Consider the following 20,733-nt stretch of genomic DNA (forward strand, 5'->3'; position numbering starts at 1 on the left):
GGCCCGCAGAATCCTCGGGGTCACTAAATTGTGGCGCGCACCGAATACCGGTACTCGGCGAGAACGACAAAGGGAGCGGACATGAGTTTGGGCCGGGATTTCACCAAGTTGTGGTGGTCTCAGGGACTGTCGAATCTCAGCGACGGCCTGGTGCTGGCCGCCGTACCGCTGCTGGCCGTGACCATGACGCGGGACCCGCTGCTGGTCTCCGGCATGACCGTGGCCCAGTTCCTGCCCTGGCTGCTGTTCACCCTGCCGTCCGGGGCACTCGCCGACCGCATCGACCGGCGTCTGATCATGATGTTCGGCAACTTCATACGCGCCGTCGGGTTCGGCCTGCTCGTCCTCACCCTCGTCGCCGACCTGCGCAGCATCTGGGTGCTGTACGTGGCCGTGTTCCTCGCCGGAACCGCCGAGACCCTCGTCGACAACGCGGCGCTCACCGTGCCGCCGCGCCTGGTGAGCCGCGGCGACCTGGAGCGCGCCAACGGACGCCTGTTCGCGACCCAGTCCGCGATCAACAACTTCGTCGGGCCCACCGCGGGCGCCGCCCTGTTCGCGCTCTCCGCGGTCATGGTGTTCTCCACCAGCGCCGGCCTGTTCGCCCTCGCCGGTCTCGCCGCGGTCACCCTGCCCCGGATGCTGCCCACCGCCGCCGACACCAGCGACGCCAAGCACAGCCCCGCCGAGGTCGTCCGCAGCATCCAGGAGGGCTGGACCTATTTCTGGAACCACCGGCTGCTGCGCCGCGTCGCGTTCATCTCCGGCTCGATCAACATGTTCTCCTCCGCCACCGGCGGCCTGCTGGTCCTGCTGGCCACCGGACCACTCGGGGTGTCGCAGTCCTGGTACGGCTTCTTCATCGCCGTGCCGGCCGTGGGCGCGGTCATCGGCTCCCTGATCGCCGCCCGGGTCGTGCCCGCCATCGGCGGGGGACCGGTGACCTGGCTCGCCGCACTCGTGCCCGCCGCCAGCTGGATCGTCCTCGGCACCAGCCACAGCATCGTGCTCGGCGAGATCTTCATGTTCGTCGCGGCGATCGCCACCGCCCTCAACCAGATCGTGGTGAGCACGCTGCGCCAGGCGGCCGTTCCCGACGAACTCCTCGGCCGGGCCACCGCCGGATACCGGCTGATCGTGCTCGGCGCGGTCCCCGTCGGCGCCCTGCTCGGCGGTGGTCTCGGTCGCTGGCTCGGCCCGTCGTCCACCTTCGTCATATGTGGCATCGGACTGGCCCTGGCCGCCGTCGTCTTCGCCTCCCGTGTCACCACGGCGGCCCTGCGCGACGCGGAGAAGGACCGCGTCAGGACCCCCGCCGAACCGATCGCCTGAACCACCTCTCCACCCACGCAAGGAAAGAGCACCACGGATGACCCTCATGCTGTCCCACACCACCATCGACGCGCACGACCCCTACGCCCAGGCCACCTGGTGGTGCGAGATGGCCGAGTTCACCCCGCAGGAAGGGGTGCGACCCGGATCGGACGAGTGCTACATCGTCACCGAGCACGGCTACACCGTGCTGTTCATCCTCGTCCCCGACGACAAGACGGTGAAGAACCGGATGCACTTCTGCATGCGCCCCGAGGGACGCACGCAGGACGAGGAGGTCGACCGGGCCCTCGCCCTCGGCGCCCGTGTCGTCAGCGACTTCCGCGACACCGGTGACTGGGTGGTGATGGCCGACCCCGAGGGCAACGAGTTCTGTGTCCTGTCGGCGGCATGACCCGAACGGGGCGGCGACCGGACGAGCCCCCCAGTAACCCCGGCACCACCCAGCACCAGCACACGAGACAGACGAACAGGAGTTGCCGTGACCCAGAATCGCGACGCCGTGTGCCAGGCGGCGTACGAAGCGCCGGCGGACGAGTTGGAGAAGGAGGCCGCCGCCGTCATCGCGGAGGTCCTGGGCATCGACCAGGTCGGACGACGGGACAGCTACTACGAACTCGGAGGCGCGTCCCTGACCGCCATCCGGATCTGCGCACGCCTGGAACGCCGGCTCGGCCTGCGCGTCGACCCCGCCTGGCTCCTCGACCACGACGAACTCGCCGACTTCGCCGAGCAGATCCGGCTCGGTGCCCAGTGACCGCCCCCCACGAGGCACCACCCCTGCGCACGGTGCACGCCGCGGTCGCCCGGTGCGCCGACACGGCCCCGCACGACGTGGCCCTGGTGCACGGCGACGAACGCGCCGACTACCGCACCCTGCACACCGCCGCGACGGTGCTGGCCCGCCGGCTCACCGCCCACGGCGTCCGCCCCGGCGACATCGTCCCCCTCCTCCTGCCGCGCGGCGCCCAGCTCATCACCCTGCAACTCGCGGTCCTGATGAGCGGCGCCGCCTACGCCACCCTGGACCCGCGCTGGCCCGTCCGGCGCATCGCCGCCATCCTCGACCAGCTCGACCGCCCCGTCGTCGTCGGCACACCCGGCACCGAACACCTCGGCACCACCTACACCGCGGAACCCGAGCCCCTCGCCGCGCTCGCCGCGAGCGCCGACGCCGAACCCTTCACCCCCGCCACGGTCGACCTCGACGACCTGGCGATGGTGTTCTTCACCTCGGGCAGCACCGGCGTCCCCAAGGGCGTCCTCATCCCGCACCGCGCCGTCACCCGCATGTTCGGCCCCGGCGGCCTCGACGGCTTCGGCCCCGGACACCGCACTCCCCAAGTGGCGCCCGCAGCCTGGGACATGTACGCCTTCGAACTGTGGGGGCAGCTCACCACCGGCGGCACCTGCGTCGTCGTCGAGGAGAGCCACCTGATGCCCAGCAGGCTGCGCGCCCTGGTCACCGACGAGGGCATCGACACCATCTGGCTGACGACGTCCCTGTTCAACCTGATCGTCGACGAGGACCCCGGCGCCTTCGAGGGACTGGGCACCCTCTACGTCGGCGGCGAGAAGCAGTCGCCGCGCCACGTCGAGAAGTTCCTCCAGCACTTCCCCGACCTGCCGCTGTGGAACGGCTTCGGCCCCGCCGAGAACTGCATGCTCACCACCGTCCACCGGATGAGCCCCGCCGACAGCGCCGCACCCGCCGGCATCCCGGCCGGCACCCCGGTCCCCGGCACCACCGTCGTCCTGTTGCGCGAGGACGGCAGCCGCGCCGCCCCCGGCGAACGCGGCGAGATCGTCTCCCTCGGCTCCGGCGTCGCCCTCGGCTACCTCGGGAACGAGCCCCTCACCCGCGAACGTTTCCCCCTCCTCACCATCGACGGCACCGCACGCCCCGCCTACCGCTCCGGAGACATCGGCACGCTCGACGACCACGGCGTCCTCCACTTCCACGGCCGCCGGGACCGGCTGATCAAACTCAGCGGCAACCGCATCGAACTCGGCGACATCGAGGCCGCCGCCTCCACCGTCGAGCAGATACGCACCTGCGCCGCCGTCGCCCGCACCGACGAGGCGGGCACCGTGCAGCACGTCGCTCTCGCCTACACCCTCGCCAAGGACACCGAACTGTCCCCCCGCGACCTGCGCCGACACCTCACCCGGCTGCTCCCCGCCTACGCCGTCCCCGGCCGCCTCGAACAGTGGGACGAACTGCCGCGCCGCGACAACGGCAAGATCGACCTGCCCGCGCTCGAAGGGCGGCGCCAGAGCTGATGCGCACCTTCCCGCAGACCTATGAACAAGAGGCGATCTGGATCGCGGAACAGTTCGCCGGCCGGCCCTCACCGTTCCTGGAGACCTGGGCGCAGCTCATCCGCGGCCCCCTCGACGTGCCGGCCCTGGAACGCGCCTGGGCCGCCCTCGTCGCCCGCCACCCCGTCCTGCGCACCACGTTCCTCCTCGACGACTCCGGTCCGGTGCAGCGCGTGGACCCGGACCTGACGGTGCCCCTGGAGCGGGCCGCCTGGCCCGGCGGACCCCTGCACGACACCCTGCGCGAGGAGGGGCGCCGCCCCCTCGACCTGACCCGTGCACCGGCCCGCCTCACCCTGTACGACCACGGGCCCCGGACGCACGTGCTGCTGCTCCAGATCCACCACGTCGCCGTCGACGACGCGTCCCTGGTCCTGCTCGACCACGACCTCTCCGCGCTCTACACGCAGGAGACCGGCGGCGCACCCGCCGAACTCGCCGCCCCCGCCGTCCTGCTCGGCGAACACGCGGCCCGCACCCGGGCCGCCGGCATCGCCGCCGAGGACCTCGACTTCTGGCACGCCTACCTGGACGGCGCCGCCCCCCTGACCCACCTGCCGCCCCACCCCAGGGAGCTGCCCGCCCGCCGCGGCACGGCCTGCGGCTGCGTGCGCGCCACCCTCACCCCCGAACTCGGCGCCGCCGTCCGCGCCACCGCCCGCACGCTGCGCACCACCCCGCACGTGCTGATGAGCGTGTGCACGGCGGCCCTCGCCGCAGCCCCGCACGGCGGCGACGACATCGTCCTCGGCACCCCCGTCTCCCGGCGCGGCGACCCGGACCTCGACGACGTCTTCGGCTGCCTGACCGACCTGCTGCCCGTGCGCCTGACCGTCCCCGCCGACGCCACCTTCGACGAGGTGTGCTCCGACACCAAACGCGGCCTCCTCCAGGTGCTGCGCCACCGCCAGGTGCCGTACGGCATGCTCGGCGGCGGCGTCTCCCGCACCCGCGGCGTGCTGTCCGGCGCCCACCTCGGCCGCATCTGCCTCGTCCTCGACGAGGCCCCCAGCCGCCTCGACCTCCCGGGCCTGCACTGCGAGCGAGTCCACGTGGGCGGCGCCGCCGCCAAGTTCGACTGGCTCCAGTACGTCGTCGCCGACGGCCAGGGCTGGGAGGTACGCGCCGATTACGCCTGCGACTACTTCACCGCCGAACAGGCGGCGACCGTCCTCGCGCAGTGGACCCGCGCCCTCGAAGCGGTCGCCCAGGACCCCCGCATCCCCGTACGCGCCCTGATCCAGGAACTGTCCGCGGTCTGACCCCGCAGGAATCGGAGAGAGCGACATGCCGGTGAAAACGGAGTGGCAAGCCCCTCACGCAGAACAACGGTGCACCTGCGGCGCGACCGTGTGGCTCACGGGCCTGCCCAGCTCGGGCAAGACGACGATCGCGCACGCCGTCGCCGACCGCCTCCGCCGGGAGGGCCGCAGGGCAGAGGTGCTCGACGGCGACGAACTGCGCACCACGCTCTGCGCGGGACTCGGCTTCGGCCGCGAGGACCGCGACACCAACGTCCGGCGCATCGGCCTCGTCGCCGAGGTCCTCGCCCGCAACGGCATCCTCGCGCTCGTCCCGGTGATCGCCCCCTACGCCGACAGCCGCGCCCACGTACGCGAACGGCACCGCGCCTCCGGCACCACCTACCTGGAGGTCCACGTCAGCACCCCCGTGGACACCTGCGCCGAACGCGACGTGAAGGGCCTGTACGCCCAGCAGCGGGCGGGCCGCATCACCGGCCTGACCGGCGTCGACGACCCCTACGAGCCGCCCGTGGAGCCCGAGTTGACCATCCCCGCAGGTAAACAGTCCGTCGACACGTCCACGGCGCTGCTGTGGGACCTGCTCGCGCAGAGGCGGCTGATATGAGCAGCCGACCCGCCGGCGCCGCCACGGACTACTTCGCCCTGAGCCACCTGGACGCCCTGGAGTCGGAGGCGGTGCACATCTTCCGCGAGGTGGCGGGGGAGTTCGAGCGGCCGGTCATCCTGTTCTCCGGCGGCAAGGACTCCATCGTCATGCTGCACCTGGCGCTGAAGGCGTTCACCCCCGCGCCGCCGCCCTTCCCGCTCCTGCACGTGGACACCGGGCACAACTTCCCCGAGGTCCTCGACTACCGCGATCGCGCCGTCGCCCGGCACGGCCTGCGCCTGCACGTCGCCTCCGTGCAGGACTACATCGACCGCGGGGTGCTGCGCGAACGCCCCGACGGGACCCGCAACCCGCTCCAGACGGTCCCCCTCACCGAGAAGATCCAGAGCGAGCGCTTCGACGCCGTCTTCGGCGGCGGCCGCCGCGACGAGGAGAAGGCCCGCGCCAAGGAACGCGTGTTCTCGCTGCGCGACGAGTTCTCCCAGTGGGACCCGCGCCGCCAGCGCCCCGAGCTGTGGCAGCTCTACAACGGCCGCCACGCCCCCGGCGAGCACGTCCGCGTCTTCCCGCTCTCCAACTGGACCGAGCTGGACGTGTGGCAGTACATCGCCCGCGAGGACATCGAACTCCCCGAGATCTATTACGCCCACCAGCGCGAGGTGTTCAACCGCAACGGGATGTGGCTCACCGCGGGGGAGTGGGGCGGGCCCAAGGACGGCGAGACGGTCGAGAAGCGACAAGTGCGCTACCGCACGGTCGGCGACATGTCCTGCACCGGCGCCGTCGACTCCGACGCCACGACCATCGAGAAGGTCATCGCCGAGATCGCCGCGTCCCGGCTCACCGAGCGGGGTGCCACCCGCGCCGACGACAAGATGTCCGAGGCCGCGATGGAAGACCGCAAACGCGAAGGGTACTTCTAGACATGGCCGACACCCTCAGCCCCGACGCGCCCGCCACCCGCGTCGACACCCTGCGCCTGGCGACCGCCGGATCGGTCGACGACGGAAAATCCACCCTTGTGGGCCGGCTCCTGCACGACTCCAAATCGGTCCTCGCCGACCAGCTGGAGTCGATCTCCCGCACCGGCACCCCCGACCTCGCCCTCCTCACCGACGGACTGCGCGCCGAGCGCGAACAGGGCATCACCATCGACGTCGCCTACCGCTACTTCGCCACGCCCCGCCGCCGCTTCATCCTCGCCGACACCCCCGGCCACGTGCAGTACACCCGCAACATGGTCACCGGCGCGTCCACCGCAGACCTCGCCGTGATCCTCGTCGACGCCCGCAACGGCGTCATCGAGCAGACCCGCCGGCACGCCGCCGTCGCCGCCCTGCTGCGCGTCCCGCACGTCGTCCTCGCCGTCAACAAGATGGACCTCGTCGACTACCGCGAGTCGGCCTTCGCCGCCGTCGCGGAACACTTCGCCGCGACCGCGCGCAGCCTCGGCATCCCCGACGTCACCGCCGTCCCCGTCTCGGCCCTCGTCGGCGACAACATCGTCGAACCGTCCGCCCACATGGACTGGTACGGCGGCCCCACCGTCCTCGAACACCTGGAGACCGTCCCCCTCGACACCGGCACGCCCACCGCGTCCGCCCGACTGCCCGTCCAGGTGGTCATCCGGCACGCCGGACAGCGCCACTACGCGGGACAGCTGCTGACCGGCGCCCTCAGCGTCGGCGACACGGTCACCGTGCAACCCGGCGGGCGGGTCACCACCGTCACCGCGCTGGACGTCCTCGGCCGCCCGGTGGACACCGCCCCGGCCGGCTCGTCCCTGAGCGTGCGCCTGTCCGACGACCTCGACGTCGGCCGCGGCGACATGCTGACCACAGGCCCGCGCACGCCCCGCGTCACGCGCGAGCTGACGGCGACCCTGTGCCACCTGGCCGACAGCCCCCTGGAACCGGGCCGCCGCGTCCTGCTGAAGCACACGACGCGCACCGTCACGGCGGTCGTCACGCACCTCACCTCACGACTCTGTCTGGAGGACCTCTCCGCCCACCCGCACCCGCCCCGGCTCACCGCCAACGACATCGGTGTGGCGACGATCCGCACGGCGGAACCCCTGGCCCTCGACTCCTACGCGGACTCCCGCCGCACCGGCTCGTTCCTCCTGATCGACGCGGCGGACGGTACGACCTTGGCGGCGGGAATGGCGGAGGAACGCTTCACCTGACCGGTGTGACCCCGGCTGCACGAGGTGCTCCACGCCAAGCTGCGCGGCGCGAACGCCCCGGACTGCTCCCGGGCGGCCGTCGCCGGCTCGCACATCGTGATGTTCTCCCACGTCGTCGCGCTTCGGTCTTCGAGGAGCATCGCGCCGTCGAACGCGAGCACCGACTTCGCGTAGTCAGCCATCAGCCGGGCCTCCGTGGCGCCGCTGCTGGTCGCACCGCCGCTGAAGATCACACAGGTCCTCTGCGCATCGTCGGCGGCGACGGATCGGATTCCCGCACGTACTCGCCATCGGTTGATCAAGTGAGCCGGGTCACGGCGACGGTGGCGTGGCGGGTGGTGCCGACCCCGGCGACGAGGCCCGGCCCGACCGTCGCGCACTCCTGCCGGCGAACCCTGGTCCTGCCGCGTCCACGGGCGCTCACGCTCGTTGGGCAGGGCAGTGTCGGAGCAGGTCCTCGGGCCTGGTCCTCTGGTCTCTCGGAGAGGTATCGCTCATGACTACCGTGACGTCCCCACTGGCCGGTCGCGCTGTCGGGCTCGCCAACGTTCCCGATCCCGTGTTCGCCGGTGCGATGGTCGGCCCCGGCACGGCCATCGATCCTGTGCGTGAGACGACCCAGGCCGTGGCCCCCGTGGACGGTGAGGTCGTCTCGCTGCATCCGCATGCCTTCGTCGTGATCAACGAGAACGGCCACGGCGTCCTCACCCACCTCGGCATCGACACCGTGCAACTGAACGGGGAAGGCTTCGAGTTGCTGGTGAACAAGGGTGACAAGGTCAAGCGCGGCCAGGGGATCGTGCAGTGGAACCCGGCCGCGGTCGAAGCCGCCGGCAAGTCGCCCATCTCCCCGATCGTGGCTCTGGAAGCCCAGGCCGACGCGCTGAGCGGCGTGGCCGAGTCCGGCGACGTCGCCCCCGGAGACGCGCTTTTCACCTGGAACTGAGCGGGGCACACCCCGCCCGCCGGGTCAGGGTTCACCAACAGGTGCGGAAGGCCGGGCGGTGTCGCCCGAAGGGCCGATACCACCGTGCCCCTTTCCGGCCGGTGTCGTTGTCGCGGCATGAAGAAGATCATCACTGTGGCCGCCATGGCCCTCGCGGCGACTGCCATGGCCGTCCCCGCCCACGCCGACGACGACGCCGACTTCGACGGCGGGGTGAACGCCGCGAACAACTGGAACTTCACCGCCGGCGCCGTCTGCGAGCAGGAGCTGGCGGTCGTCCCCGTACTGGGCGACTGGACCGGCGACCACGACAGCAACTGCTCCAACGGCAACGTCATCGACCGCTCCGGCCGCTAGCGGGCACCCGGGCGCGCGCCCGGGTGCCCCACAATCACAGATAAGTACGATTAGAAGCCATTTAAAGCGGAAGGCGAGTTTCAGTCATATTCACGAACTAGGTTCGTTATGGGCCGAGTTGAGGAAGGTTCTTGGCGGTCCTCGCTGATCGTCTCCCCGCTCCGGGGTAGCGGCTGCGGGGACGCGGTACGGCGGAGGGGATCGTTCAGTGGCGAACGAGCTCAAGTACGGGGACCGGATCCACTTGCAGAACGGCTACGGCGGTTTCCGGGGCGGCTACCTCGACTCCAACAGCAGCGGGCCGGGGGACGGGTCGAAGTACGGGGTGTCGACCACCGGCACCCCGGCCCGCGCGGCGGGCACCGGCACCTGGGAGATCACCTCCGCGTCCGGCAAGGGGGCCGGGCAGCCCGTCCTCAGCGGTGACCTCATCCACCTGCGCAACCTCTACGGCGGGGACGGCGGCTACCTCGACACCAACAACGGCCCCAAGACCGACCAGCGCGAAGCCGGCGCCAAGCTGGACGTGTCCACCTCGCAGGTCAAGGACCGCAGCGAGGGAACCGGACGCTGGCGAATCTTCGCCCAGACCTCCACCCCCGCGGCCGGCGGAAACGTCCGCATCGGCGACACCGTCCTGCTGTGGAACGTCTTCGACGGCAACGGCGGCTTCCTGGAGACCAACGGCGGCTCCACCGACGAAGGCGCCTCCTACGACGTGTGCACCAACGCCTACTACAACCGCAGCTCCAACGTGGCCGACTGGAAGATCCACCGCGCCCAGAACTGACCCCCGCCCGCACGAGGATCCCGGCGCCCCAGCGGGTGCCGGGGCCCGCCGCAGGAATTCGACAGCGTCCGCGTCGGAGCGTGCGCTCGCCATACATTCAAGGTGGTCCGCCAACTCCGCGACCGCCACCTGGAACTGATCTTGCGTGCCGAACGTCATCTCCGACGTGGCTACGGGAGTAACGAACGAAAGCGGAGAGCCGAGCTGGTGTGAGCTCCTGCTCAACTTCGCCCTCATCGCAGCTGTGCCCACGCTGATAGGTGGAGCGATCATCTGTTCCCTCGTCGGGCTGACGGTATGGGGGAGGGCGGCGATCCGCAGGCGCACGGACGGCGGCGGTTAGTCCAGCACGCGCGTGCGGTGTCGGGTCGGCACGCCATGCGGGCGGTGACGTTCTCGGCGAGCGCGTGGCGTGCGTCGTCGATGCGTCTTCTCCGCCGTGACCTGCGAGAACGCGGTACTTTCGCGTCCGGCTACCGGAAGGGGGCGGCGCCGTACGGCGGGTCCGAACGGCCGCGGACCGACGGGCTGGACGTGGCGATGCTGACGACGAACACTGGACCCGACGGCCGGGACATCTCCGGGGCGACCGTCGAGCCGTGCCCGCGCGAGCAGCGGCCGACACCTCCGCGACACCGGCGGCGGCACCGGCCCCCAGCGCGGCCCGCAGTCGTGCGTGCCTGGCGGTGGGGATGGGTCGAGGGGGTGCGCAGCCAGCGGCGATCGGGGTGGCGCAGGCGGCCCCGGTGGTGTGAGTCGTGCGGGCAGTTTGCCGCAGGGGTGCGGTACCGGGCCGGGCCGACGGGGGCGGACCGGGTCACCGGCGCCACCATCGGCGGCCGGGCCTCCATGAACACCCCTGCCCGGACGGCCCGGACGGCCGGGTCGTCGGCTCCTCGGGGGATGCCCTAAGGGGTCCGGCCCGGCTCGTCGGTCAGAGCGGCCGCCGTCAGGGTGAGGTGCCGGACCAGGACCGCGGCCGCCGTGTCGGCGTCGCGGGCCAACACCGCCGCCTCCAGCTCGCGGTGCTCCTTGGCGCCGTCCCGGTCGGGGTCGCGGTGCGCCGACCAGCGGCGTGCCAGCTCGCTCGCGGTCCACAACCGGTCGAAGGTCTCCAGCAGCGCGCGGTTGCCGCACCCCTCCAACAGGGTCCGGTGAAAGGCCCGGTGCGCCTCGGCCCACGCGGCGGTGTAGTGATCGCCCTCCTCCGGTGCGTACGCCGGAGTACGCACCAGACGGTGGTGCGCGGCGCGCACACGGGCCTCCCAGTCGACGTCGCCGCGCTCGACGGACATGCGCAGAACGACCGGTTCGACGGTCCGGCGGGCCTCCGCGATCTCCTGCCAGCGGCGGTCGGAGAAGGACGGGACCGCGAATCCGCGGTTCGGCAGCCGGTCGGCGAGCCCCTCGCCGACGACCCGCACGAGCGCCTCGCGCACCACGGCCAGGCTCACACCCTGCTCCTTGGCGAGATCCTGCGGCTTGAGCGGAGCGCCGGGGGAGTGGTCCCCGCGCAGGATCGCGTCCCGCAGGTGTGCGTAGACCTGCTCGGAGAGCATCTGCTTCCCCGGCGGGTTCGAGGAGGGCGCCGTCTGAGTCATGCGGCCATCTTAGACGATCCATTGGATAATCGATTATTCGTGCTACGGTCGATTTTGTAAGCGACGGAGCCCCTGCCGTCCGGAAAGGACCACCGCTGTGCCCGACACCGACCCCTTCGCCCGCCTGCCGCGGGCCGCCTCGTTCACCCTCACCAGCACCACCGTCGCCGACGGGGCCGCCTGGCCGCCGGCGCAGCACTCCTCCGGCCGGCCCGGCGGGAAGGACATCTCCCCGCAGCTGTCCTGGAGCGGCGCCCCGGACGGCACCCGGAGCTACGCCGTCACCGTCTACGACCCCGACGCCCCCACCGGATCCGGGTTCTGGCACTGGGCGGTCGCCGACATCCCGGCCACCGTCACCGCACTGCCCGAGGGCGCCGGGGACGACACCGGCTCACAACTGCCCGAGGGCGCCCGCCAGTTGCCGAACGACGCCCGCGTGGCCCGCTACCTCGGCGCCGCCCCGCCGGCCGGACGCGGACCGCACCGCTACTTCGTCGTGGTGCACGCCCTCGACGTACCCGTCACGGGTGTGCCGGACGACGCCACCCCGGCCGTCCTCGGCTTCACCATGGCCGGGCACACCCTCGGGCGCGCCGTGCTGATCGCCACCGCCGAAACCCTCGCCTGACCGTCCGACCACGCCGCACGACTCCCGGAGGCACCACCGTGACGCACCTCGACGCGCTGCCCGACAGCGCTCGCACCGACCCGATACCGCTCGACGCCGTCCGTGCCGTCAGCCGCGCCGTCAGCGCCGCCCACCTGTTCGTCTACCTCGCCCCCGAGAGCGCCGAGGAGGCGGCCGCGCTCGGCGTGACCGACCGCGGGCCCGCCTATCTCGCCTTCCGGTCCGCCGCGCTCGGTCCGGTCCCGTGGCAGGTCACACTCGCCGCCTTCTACAACTTCAGCCCGCGCGCGGTGCGGGCGATGACGGGCGTGTGGGACGCCGCGCCGCCCGAGCGTTGGCAGGCCGCCCGGTTCCGGGCCGTCGGACGGGCCATGCGGCGCGCCGGCGCCCGGCTCCCCGACGACCGCCTCTGCGAGGCCCGTTCGTTGATCGACCCGGTCGTCGCCGGAGCCGACCACGCGGGCAAGGTGCTCGCCGCCGCGAACGCCTCGGTCGCGCTTCCCTCCGACCCGCTGGTCGCGCTGTGGCAGCAGATCACGGTGGTGCGCGAGTGGCGCGGCGACGCCCATCTCGTCGTCCTCGCCGACAACGGCCTCGGGCCGTGCGACTGCCTCGTCCTGCACACCGCGACCGGCGCCCTCCCGACCGCTCTCGTGCGGGCGACCCGCCAGTGGGACGACCGGGAGTGGGGCGCGGCGACGGCGCGTCTGGCCGCGCGCGGCTGGCTCGACGCCGACGGCGCCCTCACCGACGCGGGCGCCGCGGCACGCGAACGCGTCGAACGGGAGACGGACGAGCACTGCGCCGCGCTCTGGACGCCGATCGGCGCCGCGGGTGCCCGTCGGTTCGCCTCGCTCATCGGGCCGATCGCCGACGCCTTCACCCCGGCGGGGACGTTCCGTACCGAGCGGGAACAGGCCGCTCCCGCGTGAACGCACCGTGGGCGGACGGGACCGAGGGCGACCCGCCCGCGCGGCGGGCGGCTCGCCGACTGCCGCCCGGCGGTGGGCCGCCTGCCGCGCCGGCCGGCTCGCCACCGCGCCTCAGGAGCGCGCGTGCGCGGGCAGGGTGAGGATTTCGGCCCCGTCGTCGGTGATGGCGATGGTGTGCTCGGTGTGCGCGGTCCGGCAGCCCGTCGCGCTGCGCAGCGTCCAGCCGTCCGGGTCGGTGACGAGCGTGGCCGTGTCGGCCATGACCCAGGGCTCCAGGGCGAGCAGCAGCCCGGGGCGCAGCGTGTATCCGCGGCCCGGCCGTCCGCTGTTCGCGACGTGGGGGTCCTGGTGCATGGTCGAGCCGATGCCGTGGCCGCCGAACTCGGTGTTGATCGGATAGCCCGCCTCGCCGAGCACCGTCCCGATGGCGTGGGAGAGGTCCCCGACGCGCGCTCCGGGCCTGGCGGCGGCGATACCGGCGGCGAGCGCCCGTTCGGTCGTCTCGATCATCGCCACGCTCTCCGCCGGCCTGGCCCGGCCCACCAGGAAGCTGATCGCGGCGTCCGCCGCCACCCCGCCCCTGGCCACGGCGAGGTCGAGCGTCAGCAGGTCCCCGTCCGCCAGCGCGTAGTCGTGCGGCCGCCCGTGCAGCACGCCGTCGTTGACGGCCGTGCAGATGTAGTGCCCGAACGGGCCGCGCCCGAAGGAGGGCGCGTAGTCGACGTAGCAGGACTGCGCTCCCGCCCCGGTGATCATCTCCTTGGCCCACCGATCGATGTCCAGCAGGTTCGTCCCGACCGTGCTGCGCTGCTTCAGCGCGTGCAGGATGTCTCCGACCAGGGCGCCGGTGTCCCTCGCCCGCTCGACCCGCGCGGAGTTCAGGATCTCGATCATGGGGGACCTCTCGTCCGTAACCAATAACTATACCGGTCAAACTATAACGGTCTAACTATGCCGGTATAGGAATGGGGGGCGCGGCCCCCTCCGGCCGCACCCGGTCGGCACCCCGGACCGGCGGCGGTCAGCGGGGTGCGTCGCCACGCAGCAGCAGGGCGGCCAGGGCGAGGGCGTTGCCCCGCGGGGAGGCGATGTCGAGGCCGGTGAGCTCGGCGATCCGCGCCAGCCGGTTGTCCACGGTGTTGGGGTGCAGACCGAGCCGGTGCGCGGTGCCGCGCCGGTCGTGCCGGAGTTCGATGTGGACGCGCAGGGTCTCCACGAGTTCGGGCCGGTCGCCGATCGGATCGAGCAGGGCGGCGATGCGGTCGCTGCTCTCGTCCTGGCGGGAGAGGTGGTACTCCAGCAGGACGTCCTCCATGCGGTGCAGGCCGGCGGGGTGGCCGCAGGCCCGGGCGACCTGGACGATGCGGGCGGCGGTGCGGGCCGCGGCCGGCACCTCCGGGGCGGTGGCGGCGGTGAGCGCGGCCACCCGGACACCGTCCCCGCAGACCTGCCGGAGCCGCACGGCCAGCTCCTCGCAGGACCGTGCGCCGCCGGGGTCCTCCGTCCCCCGGGGGACGATCACCTGTCCGCCGTCGGCGCCGAGCAGCGACGCGGCCCCCGCCTCGAAGGTGCGGTCCAGGACGGCCTGCACACGGCGCACCCGGCGGCGCTCCGTCACGGCCGACGCCCCGCCGCCCGGCGCGTCCGGCGTGTGCAGGTGGACGACGAGGGTGGGGCCTTCGAGGCCCAGCTCCTCGAAGGCCCGCGCGGGAGGAAGTGAGCCGTCCAGCAACCCCCGTACCAGTGACCGGTGGTGTTCGCGGTGCTCGGCGAGGAGCACGGCCCGCTCGTCGAGGTAGCTCTCGGCCACGGCGCCGATGACGGCCTCCTGCCCGCGCAGCAGGAGGTCGACGAGTTCCAGGAGTGCGCCCTCCTCCCCGGCCCCGGTCTCGTCCCGCAGGGCCTGCCAGAGGACGTGGACGCCCGTGGAGTGGCTGCGCAGCAGGGTGTGCAGCGGCATTCTCTCGTCGGCGCGCTGGGCGGCGCGTTCCCGGAAGAGCCGGTAGTCCCCGGAGCCGTCCCCGCCGTCGCGCACGCGTTGCAGGAACAGGCGCAGCCCGTGCCGGACCGTCGCGGCGACCTCCACGTCCTTCACGTCGGTGGGGAGTTCGCGGTACCCGGGCAGCCGCTCGAACGACTCACGGGCCATGTGGCGGGCGAGTTCGTTGACCCGGCCCTCGCACCGGGCGGCGATGGCCCGCGCCGTCGGCGAGAGCGCGGACCGCCCGCCGTGGGGTGCGGGCGGTGGAGTACTCGGCACCGGTGTTCCTCCCGGGGCAATGTGACGCGTCATAACGCAGAAGGTCGACGACTGTGAAGGCGGCGGATGTCCCCCGCCACGGCCCGGACGCAGACTCTACAGACATCAGAGGGCCGCACGGGGTGCGTGGGCCGTGGCCCAGCGATGACGTACAAGGAGCCGGACGTTATGACGGAACACAGTTCCAGCGGTTACATGGAGTACGCGGACCGGGTCTGGTCCGGGGAGGAGTCCCTGCTCGCCCACTTCACGGGGAAATTCGCCGGCGGCGGACTCGTCCGGGTCGCCGAGCGGACCGGATTCTTCCCGGCCTTCGCGAACGTGTCGGTGTTCGACACCGGCGACGGTCTGGTGCTGGTCGACTCGGGGGACTTCCGCACGGCGGCCCAGCTGCACGAGGCGGTGCGCGGCCGTACCCGGGTCCCGGTGAGCGCCGTGGTGTACACCCACGGTCATGTGGACCACGTCTTCGGTGTGGACCCCTTCGATCGGGAGGCCGCCGACAGCGGCACCACGCGCCCGGAGGTCGTCGCCCACGAAGCGGTCGTGGCCCGCTTCGACCGCTACCGGGACACGGCCGGCTACAACACCTGGATCAACCGCCGCCAGTTCGGCGTGCCCACCCTGAACTGGCCGACGCAATACCGCTATCCCGACACCACCTACCGCGACCGGCTGACCCTGCGCAGGGGAGAGCTGACCTTCGAGCTGGTGCACGCCCGCGGTGAGACGGACGACCACACCTATGTGTGGATCCCGGAGCTGAGGACGCTGTGCACCGGTGACCTGTTCATCTGGAACTCGCCCAACGCCGGAAACCCGCAGAAGGTGCAGCGCTACCCCGTGGAGTGGGCGGCGGCACTGCGGGCCATGCAGGACCTCGGCGCCGAGGTCCTGCTCCCCGGACACGGCGTGCCGATCCTCGGCGCCGACCGCATCCGGCAGGCGCTCGGCGACACGGCGACGCTCCTCGAATCCCTGTGCGACCAGACCCGGGACCTGATGAACGCGGGCGCGCGTCTCGACGAGGTGCTGCACGGGGTGAAGGTCCCGGCCGGACTGCTGGAGAAGCCGTACCTCCACCCCGCCTACGACGAGCCGGAATTCGTCGTCCGCAACCTGTGGCGGCTGTGGGGCGGCTGGTACGACCAGAACCCCGCCCATCTGAAGCCGGCCCCCGAGGCCGCACTGGCCGCCGAACTCGCCGAGGCCGCGGGCGGCGCACGGGCCCTCGCGGACCGGGCCGGGCGGTTGCTCGCCCGCGGCGAGCTGCGGCTGGCGGCGCACCTGGCCGAGACCGCCGCACTGGCCGCGCCGGCCGATCGCGACGTGGCCCGGATCCGGGCCGAGGTCTTCACCCGCCGGGCCGAGCGGGAGACGTCGACGATGGCGCGCGGAGTCTTCCACTGGGCCGCCGCGGAATCCGCCGCCGTCGCCGAGGGCACCGACGTCGCCACCGAGCTGACCCGCAGCGACGAAGGACGTCGACGGGCCGCGGGAGCCATCAGCGTGGGCGTCGTCGACGACGACGGCTGCGGCTGCGGCCAGCCCGACGCCGACGCCGACGCCGACGCCGCCGACGACGCCGCACCGCAGGGCGGGTGACCGTGGGCGCGGTGACCGCGACGACGCGCGGCACAGGTCATACAGCCGCGCCGGCCGGCGGTCGCACGGCATGGGCGACGACCTGGCTCCTGCTGGGCTTCATGCTGGTGAACTTCGCGGACAAGGCCGTCCTCGGGCTGGCCGGCCCGGAGATCATGCGGGAGTTCGGGCTCACCCGCCAGGAGTTCGGCGCGGCCCAGGCCGCGTTCTTCGGGCTCTTCTCGCTCTCCGCGCTGAGCGTGTCGTTCCTGACCCGGCGGGTGCGCACCTCGGTGCTGCTCCTGGTGATGGGCCTGCTGTGGGCCGCCGCCCAGTTGCCGATGCTGTGGGGCGCGGCGGGCTTCGGAACGCTGATCGCCACCCGCGTGCTGCTCGGCCTCGCCGAGGGCCCCTCGGCGCCGGTCTCCGTCCACCACGTCCACGGCTGGTTCGAGCAGCGCGACCGTACGCTGCCGACGGCCGTGCTGATGGTGGGCGCGGCGGCGGGGGTTGCGGTGGCGGCGCCCACCCTGGGCGCGGTGATCTCCCACTTCGGCTGGCGCTGGGCGTTCGGCGCGGCCGGACTCGCGGGCCTGCTGTGGGCGGCGGTGTGGCGGGTCAGGGGCACGGAGGGGCCGCTGGCCCCACCGGTGGGCCGCGACGCGCGTGCCGCGGGGGGTTCGGGGGCGGCGGAGGTACCGCTGCGGGCCGTCTTCCTGTCCGGCACGTTCGTCACCGCGGCCCTGGGCGCGTTCGGCGGCTACTGGGTGATGAGCGCCAAACTCACCTGGCTGCCGGACTATCTGCGGACGGTGGAGGGCTGGAACCTCGACCAGGCGTCCGCCGCGGTCGGCGGGGGCGCCGTCGCCAACGGCGTGGTCCTGCTGACCCACGGACTGCTGGCCCGCAGGAGGGCCCGGCGCGGCGGCGGCGGGCTGCCGGCGGGTGCGGGCGCCGGACTGCTCCTGGTGGCCTCGGCCGGGGCGGTCACCGTGTTCGCCACCGTCGACACGCCGTGGATCAAGATTCCGATGATGTTCGGCCCGATGGCGCTCGCCCTGGTCATGATCACTGCCGCACAGACGGCCATCGCGCGCATCACGCCGCCCGCGCAGCGCGGCATCGTGCTGGGCGCGCTGGTGGCGATCTTCGCGCTCGGTGGCATCGTCTCGCCCCTGGTGCTCGGCCGGATCGTGGACAGCGCGGCGACGGCCACGGCCGGCTACGAGAACGGCTGGCTCTGCACGGCGGCCCTGCTGCTGGTCACCGGCCTGCTGGCGGCCCTGTTCATGCGCCCGGAGCGGGACGCCCGGCGCCTCGGCGTCCCGGAGTCCCCGGGTGCGGCGGCGCCCGTCGTCCACTGACAGGGGCGCCGCCGGGAGTGCGCTCCGGGGACGTGGACGTGGTCCGGGCGGTCGCGCGGGGCGGGGTTCACGCCGGGGCGGTCTCCCGGGTGACGACGGAGAGCGAGTTGTCCCTCACCTGGTGGAAGACGGCGCGGGCGCCGAAGGATGCGCGGTCGGCGTTCGCCGCCTACGCCGACCAGCGACACGCGCTGCGGGAGAGCTGCTTGCAGTGGGAGGAGCTGCGGGCGGTCTGTGCGTCGGGCGGCCCCGCGGGCGTCGACGAACTCGTACGACACCACCAGTGCCAGTTGCGCGCATGGGCCGATGCCCTGGACACGTTCATCACGACCATGGACGGCGGCCCCGGTTCGAGGTCGCCCCAGAAGGTCTCCACCCACTCGGTGGACACGCTCGCGACGAACCACTCAGCAATAGTGATCTTCATGTGAGTGATGTCGTCCTGCCGGGGCGACTGGCGGCTGAGGCCGAGTTCGCCGGGACGGACCGGTCCGGTCTCGTTCGGTTCGGCCATCGGCCACCCCTGCGGTCGTCCGCACTACACGTTTTGAGGCCCGCGGCCCTTATGTGTGATGAGGGCGGAGCACAGGACGCACTGGGCAGCCCGGACGAACAGTTCATGGCGAAAAGGGGCTTGAGATGTACGGCGGAGCTGCCACGATGGTCGGATCCGGTCTGGTGCTGCTCGTAGGGCTGGCGATGAGATTGCCGAGCCGTCGGGGTCACCCCGGCCTGTGGGATGTTCTGCTGGAACTGGCGAAGGGGCGCGCGACCGCGGCGTCGGAGAGGGAGCGCAGGGCGACCGCAGTGGAGGTGCTGGAACGTCTGCCCGACGGCGGGCGCATGCACGAGGTGGATGAGCGTGGCCGCCGCCGCACCTACGAAGTGGCACTGGCGACCAAGGGCCCGGCGGATGTGGACGGCGGCCGGTGACTGCTCTGGACCCGATCCCACTTCATGGCGATCGGCATGCGGACCGAACGGTTGGGCACGGCCCGCCGGGTTTTGAGGAGTTCTTCCGGGAGTACTGGCCAATGGTTCGCCGGTATCTGGTCTGGCTAGAGGCCGAGTTGAGCGTTCTGGACGACGCTGCGCAGATGACCATGGTCAGCGCCTATACCTACTGGGGCCGTGTGAGCCGAATGGACCAACCGCGCGGCTGGCTGTTCAAAGTAGCTGGCCAGAGGCTCCAGGACGCCCGTGCGGCGCGCCGTCGCAACGGCGTGCCCACCGATGCCGAAACACTGCATGCCCAGTTGGGGCTCCCGGATCCGATTGCTGCCAGCGATCAGCGTCTCGACATTCTCGCCGCGATCCGAAAGCTGCCTCGCCGTCAGCAGGAAGCGGTGGCGCTGCGTGAGCAGTTCGGACTTCCCTACAAAGAGATCGCACAGATCATGGGTGCCGCGCCCGCCACCGTCCGCGCACATGTCCACCAGGCCCGTCGGACACTCAAGGAGATGCTCGGAGACGAGACGCAGGAAGGAGCAGACGCATGAGCATCAGCAGGCGTCTGGAGGCAGCAGCCCAGGCGATTGACGAACAGTGGTCCGACCAGGCCGAGGCGGCCGGGCGTTACGAGCAGTTCATGTCGAGCCTGTCGATTCGAAAGCCGGATGACGGGGCCAGTGATTCTTCGGCATCGGACTCCCCCCGCCCGGTGTCCGCGATCGCCGCTATTGCGCCAGATGCCCCGCCGCTCGGTCAGGGCGGCCCGGTGGAGATCCGCAACGGCGACCTGTCGGTGGACGAGGCGACGTACAGCGCCAAGCTCAAGGGCCGCGTCCTCGAGCTCACCTTCAAGGAGTTCGAGCTCCTGAAATACCTCGCGCAGCACCCGGGCCGGGTCTTCACCCGCGCCCAGCTGCTCCAGGAGGTGTGGGGCTACGACTACTTCGGCGGCGCCCGGACCGTCGACGTCCACGTACGCCGGCTGCGCGCCAAGCTCGGCCCCGAGGACGAGTCGCTGATCGGCACCGTACGCAATGCCGGCTACCGGTTCGTCCCGCCGGAGGAGGTCATGACGGTGCAGCGGCACGTGGAGGCGACGGCTACGGCGGAGGCCGACGAGTTGATTCCCGGACCGGCGGCTTGGGCGGAAACCTGACACCCCGGCCCTGAACCGACGAGCAGCCGCCGCGCACCGCCCCGCCGCTTGACCCCGCGTCGCCTGGAGAGCCGGCCGCGCCCGCCAGGGCCGGCTGCCGGGCAGTCGGACAGGTCCAGCTCGGGACCAACGCCCGTCACGGGGTGCACCTACCTCCCGACGCTGTCGGAGTCGGCCACCTGCGCCACGACTTCGAGATCCCCTGCGAGGAGACGGCCTCGCCCGCCGGGTCACCGACCTGATCCCGAACGACACCGGTGCGGAGCCGCTCGGCGCCGGACGCCTGAGTGACGCTCCCGCAGCCCGCGCTGAGGACCAACCGCCCGCGACCGTGTCGAGGCGGGGTATACCGCGTGATCGAGGCGGAGGAAGCGGAGGAATCTGCGGCGGGAAGGAAGCCGAAGCGGAGGCCAGGAAGCGCGGCCTGGTCGGGAGGCGCACGTAGCGTGG

Annotated in this window: 24 protein-coding genes; 19 read left to right on the forward strand and 5 right to left on the reverse strand. The window is 72.2% G+C overall.

Annotated features, from left to right (window positions below; all coding sequences use genetic code 11):
• Window positions 1-81: 81 nt before the first annotated feature.
• From ACIP5K_RS14860 to ACIP5K_RS14895, 8 genes are all read left to right on the forward strand, one after another.
• Window positions 82-1,332 (forward strand): MFS transporter, encoded by a 1,251-nt coding sequence (locus ACIP5K_RS14860; RefSeq protein WP_401409428.1) that lies wholly within the window; start codon window positions 82-84, stop codon window positions 1,330-1,332.
• Between the two features lie 37 nt (window positions 1,333-1,369).
• Entirely contained in the window at window positions 1,370-1,726 is a 357-nt protein-coding gene (locus tag ACIP5K_RS14865) for a VOC family protein (protein WP_401409431.1), read from the forward strand.
• Between the two features lie 87 nt (window positions 1,727-1,813).
• Entirely contained in the window at window positions 1,814-2,089 is a 276-nt protein-coding gene (locus ACIP5K_RS14870) for a phosphopantetheine-binding protein (RefSeq protein ID WP_401409434.1), read from the forward strand.
• Window positions 2,086-3,615 (forward strand): amino acid adenylation domain-containing protein, encoded by a 1,530-nt coding sequence (locus ACIP5K_RS14875; protein ID WP_401409437.1) that lies wholly within the window; start codon window positions 2,086-2,088, stop codon window positions 3,613-3,615. Before ACIP5K_RS14870 ends, ACIP5K_RS14875 begins: the two co-directional genes overlap by 4 nt.
• On the forward strand, window positions 3,615-4,916 hold the full coding sequence (locus tag ACIP5K_RS14880) for a condensation domain-containing protein (protein WP_401409440.1): 1,302 nt from the start codon (window positions 3,615-3,617) through the stop codon (window positions 4,914-4,916). Before ACIP5K_RS14875 ends, ACIP5K_RS14880 begins: the two co-directional genes overlap by 1 nt.
• A gap of 25 nt (window positions 4,917-4,941) precedes the next feature.
• Window positions 4,942-5,523, forward strand: coding sequence for an adenylyl-sulfate kinase (cysC, locus tag ACIP5K_RS14885; protein ID WP_401409443.1), 582 nt, complete (start codon window positions 4,942-4,944; stop codon window positions 5,521-5,523).
• On the forward strand, window positions 5,520-6,449 hold the full coding sequence (gene cysD, locus ACIP5K_RS14890) for a sulfate adenylyltransferase subunit CysD (protein ID WP_401409446.1): 930 nt from the start codon (window positions 5,520-5,522) through the stop codon (window positions 6,447-6,449). Before cysC ends, cysD begins: the two co-directional genes overlap by 4 nt.
• Before the next feature lie 2 nt (window positions 6,450-6,451).
• Entirely contained in the window at window positions 6,452-7,711 is a 1,260-nt protein-coding gene (locus tag ACIP5K_RS14895; RefSeq protein WP_401409449.1) for a sulfate adenylyltransferase subunit 1, read from the forward strand.
• Here ACIP5K_RS14895 and ACIP5K_RS14900 read toward each other — a convergent pair.
• Together ACIP5K_RS14900 and ACIP5K_RS14905 are read right to left on the reverse strand one after the other, a co-directional pair.
• Window positions 7,615-7,944 carry an ElyC/SanA/YdcF family protein gene (locus ACIP5K_RS14900; RefSeq protein ID WP_401410205.1) on the reverse strand — a complete coding sequence of 110 codons (330 nt, stop codon included), beginning with the start codon at window positions 7,942-7,944 and terminating at the stop codon, window positions 7,615-7,617. The genes ACIP5K_RS14895 and ACIP5K_RS14900 overlap by 97 nt on opposite strands.
• 65 nt (window positions 7,945-8,009) lie before the next feature.
• On the reverse strand, window positions 8,010-8,135 hold the full coding sequence (locus ACIP5K_RS14905; RefSeq protein WP_401409452.1) for a hypothetical protein: 126 nt from the start codon (window positions 8,133-8,135) through the stop codon (window positions 8,010-8,012).
• Between the two features lie 72 nt (window positions 8,136-8,207).
• Here ACIP5K_RS14905 and ACIP5K_RS14910 point away from each other — a divergent pair, with 72 nt between their 5' ends.
• From ACIP5K_RS14910 to ACIP5K_RS14920, 3 genes are all read left to right on the forward strand, one after another.
• Window positions 8,208-8,657, forward strand: a complete 450-nt coding sequence (locus tag ACIP5K_RS14910) for a PTS glucose transporter subunit IIA (protein ID WP_401409455.1) — start codon at window positions 8,208-8,210, stop codon at window positions 8,655-8,657.
• Window positions 8,658-8,774: 117 nt separating this feature from the next.
• A complete protein-coding gene (locus tag ACIP5K_RS14915) occupies window positions 8,775-9,014 on the forward strand; it encodes a hypothetical protein (RefSeq protein ID WP_401409457.1) in 240 nt (79 codons plus the stop codon).
• A gap of 208 nt (window positions 9,015-9,222) precedes the next feature.
• Window positions 9,223-9,804 (forward strand): hypothetical protein, encoded by a 582-nt coding sequence (locus ACIP5K_RS14920; RefSeq protein WP_401409459.1) that lies wholly within the window; start codon window positions 9,223-9,225, stop codon window positions 9,802-9,804.
• A gap of 908 nt (window positions 9,805-10,712) precedes the next feature.
• Here ACIP5K_RS14920 and ACIP5K_RS14925 read toward each other — a convergent pair.
• Entirely contained in the window at window positions 10,713-11,405 is a 693-nt protein-coding gene (locus tag ACIP5K_RS14925; RefSeq protein ID WP_401409460.1) for a GntR family transcriptional regulator, read from the reverse strand.
• Window positions 11,406-11,502: 97 nt separating this feature from the next.
• Here ACIP5K_RS14925 and ACIP5K_RS14930 point away from each other — a divergent pair, with 97 nt between their 5' ends.
• Both ACIP5K_RS14930 and ACIP5K_RS14935 read left to right on the forward strand, forming a co-directional pair.
• On the forward strand, window positions 11,503-12,036 hold the full coding sequence (locus ACIP5K_RS14930; protein ID WP_401409462.1) for a YbhB/YbcL family Raf kinase inhibitor-like protein: 534 nt from the start codon (window positions 11,503-11,505) through the stop codon (window positions 12,034-12,036).
• A gap of 38 nt (window positions 12,037-12,074) precedes the next feature.
• Window positions 12,075-12,968: a hypothetical protein gene (locus ACIP5K_RS14935; protein ID WP_401409464.1), complete on the forward strand. Its 894-nt coding sequence runs from the start codon at window positions 12,075-12,077 to the stop codon at window positions 12,966-12,968.
• A 111-nt stretch (window positions 12,969-13,079) separates the two neighbouring features.
• On the opposite strand, the gene map is transcribed toward ACIP5K_RS14935, so the two are convergent.
• The gene (gene map, locus ACIP5K_RS14940) at window positions 13,080-13,862 is read right to left on the reverse strand and encodes a type I methionyl aminopeptidase (RefSeq protein ID WP_401409465.1); all 783 of its coding nucleotides are present in this window, start codon (window positions 13,860-13,862) and stop codon (window positions 13,080-13,082) included.
• Between the two features lie 127 nt (window positions 13,863-13,989).
• Window positions 13,990-15,228 (reverse strand): PucR family transcriptional regulator, encoded by a 1,239-nt coding sequence (locus ACIP5K_RS14945; protein WP_401409467.1) that lies wholly within the window; start codon window positions 15,226-15,228, stop codon window positions 13,990-13,992.
• Between the two features lie 168 nt (window positions 15,229-15,396).
• Between ACIP5K_RS14945 and ACIP5K_RS14950 the strand changes: the two genes are divergently transcribed.
• The 6 genes from ACIP5K_RS14950 (at window position 15,397) to ACIP5K_RS14975 (ending at window position 20,283) form a co-directional block, all read left to right on the forward strand.
• Entirely contained in the window at window positions 15,397-16,833 is a 1,437-nt protein-coding gene (locus ACIP5K_RS14950; protein WP_401409469.1) for an alkyl sulfatase dimerization domain-containing protein, read from the forward strand.
• Between the two features lie 11 nt (window positions 16,834-16,844).
• Entirely contained in the window at window positions 16,845-18,176 is a 1,332-nt protein-coding gene (locus tag ACIP5K_RS14955; RefSeq protein WP_401409471.1) for an MFS transporter, read from the forward strand.
• An 89-nt stretch (window positions 18,177-18,265) separates the two neighbouring features.
• A complete protein-coding gene (locus ACIP5K_RS14960) occupies window positions 18,266-18,607 on the forward strand; it encodes a hypothetical protein (RefSeq protein WP_401409473.1) in 342 nt (113 codons plus the stop codon).
• A gap of 208 nt (window positions 18,608-18,815) precedes the next feature.
• A complete protein-coding gene (locus ACIP5K_RS14965) occupies window positions 18,816-19,109 on the forward strand; it encodes a hypothetical protein (RefSeq protein WP_401409475.1) in 294 nt (97 codons plus the stop codon).
• Window positions 19,106-19,675, forward strand: coding sequence for an RNA polymerase sigma factor (locus tag ACIP5K_RS14970; protein WP_401409477.1), 570 nt, complete (start codon window positions 19,106-19,108; stop codon window positions 19,673-19,675). Before ACIP5K_RS14965 ends, ACIP5K_RS14970 begins: the two co-directional genes overlap by 4 nt.
• Window positions 19,672-20,283: a winged helix-turn-helix domain-containing protein gene (locus ACIP5K_RS14975; protein WP_401409479.1), complete on the forward strand. Its 612-nt coding sequence runs from the start codon at window positions 19,672-19,674 to the stop codon at window positions 20,281-20,283. Before ACIP5K_RS14970 ends, ACIP5K_RS14975 begins: the two co-directional genes overlap by 4 nt.
• Window positions 20,284-20,733 lie beyond the last annotated feature (450 nt).

The sequence above is a fragment of the Streptomyces sp. NPDC088785 genome (genome assembly GCF_044750685.1).
Classification (GTDB): Bacteria; Actinomycetota; Actinomycetes; order Streptomycetales; family Streptomycetaceae; genus Streptomyces.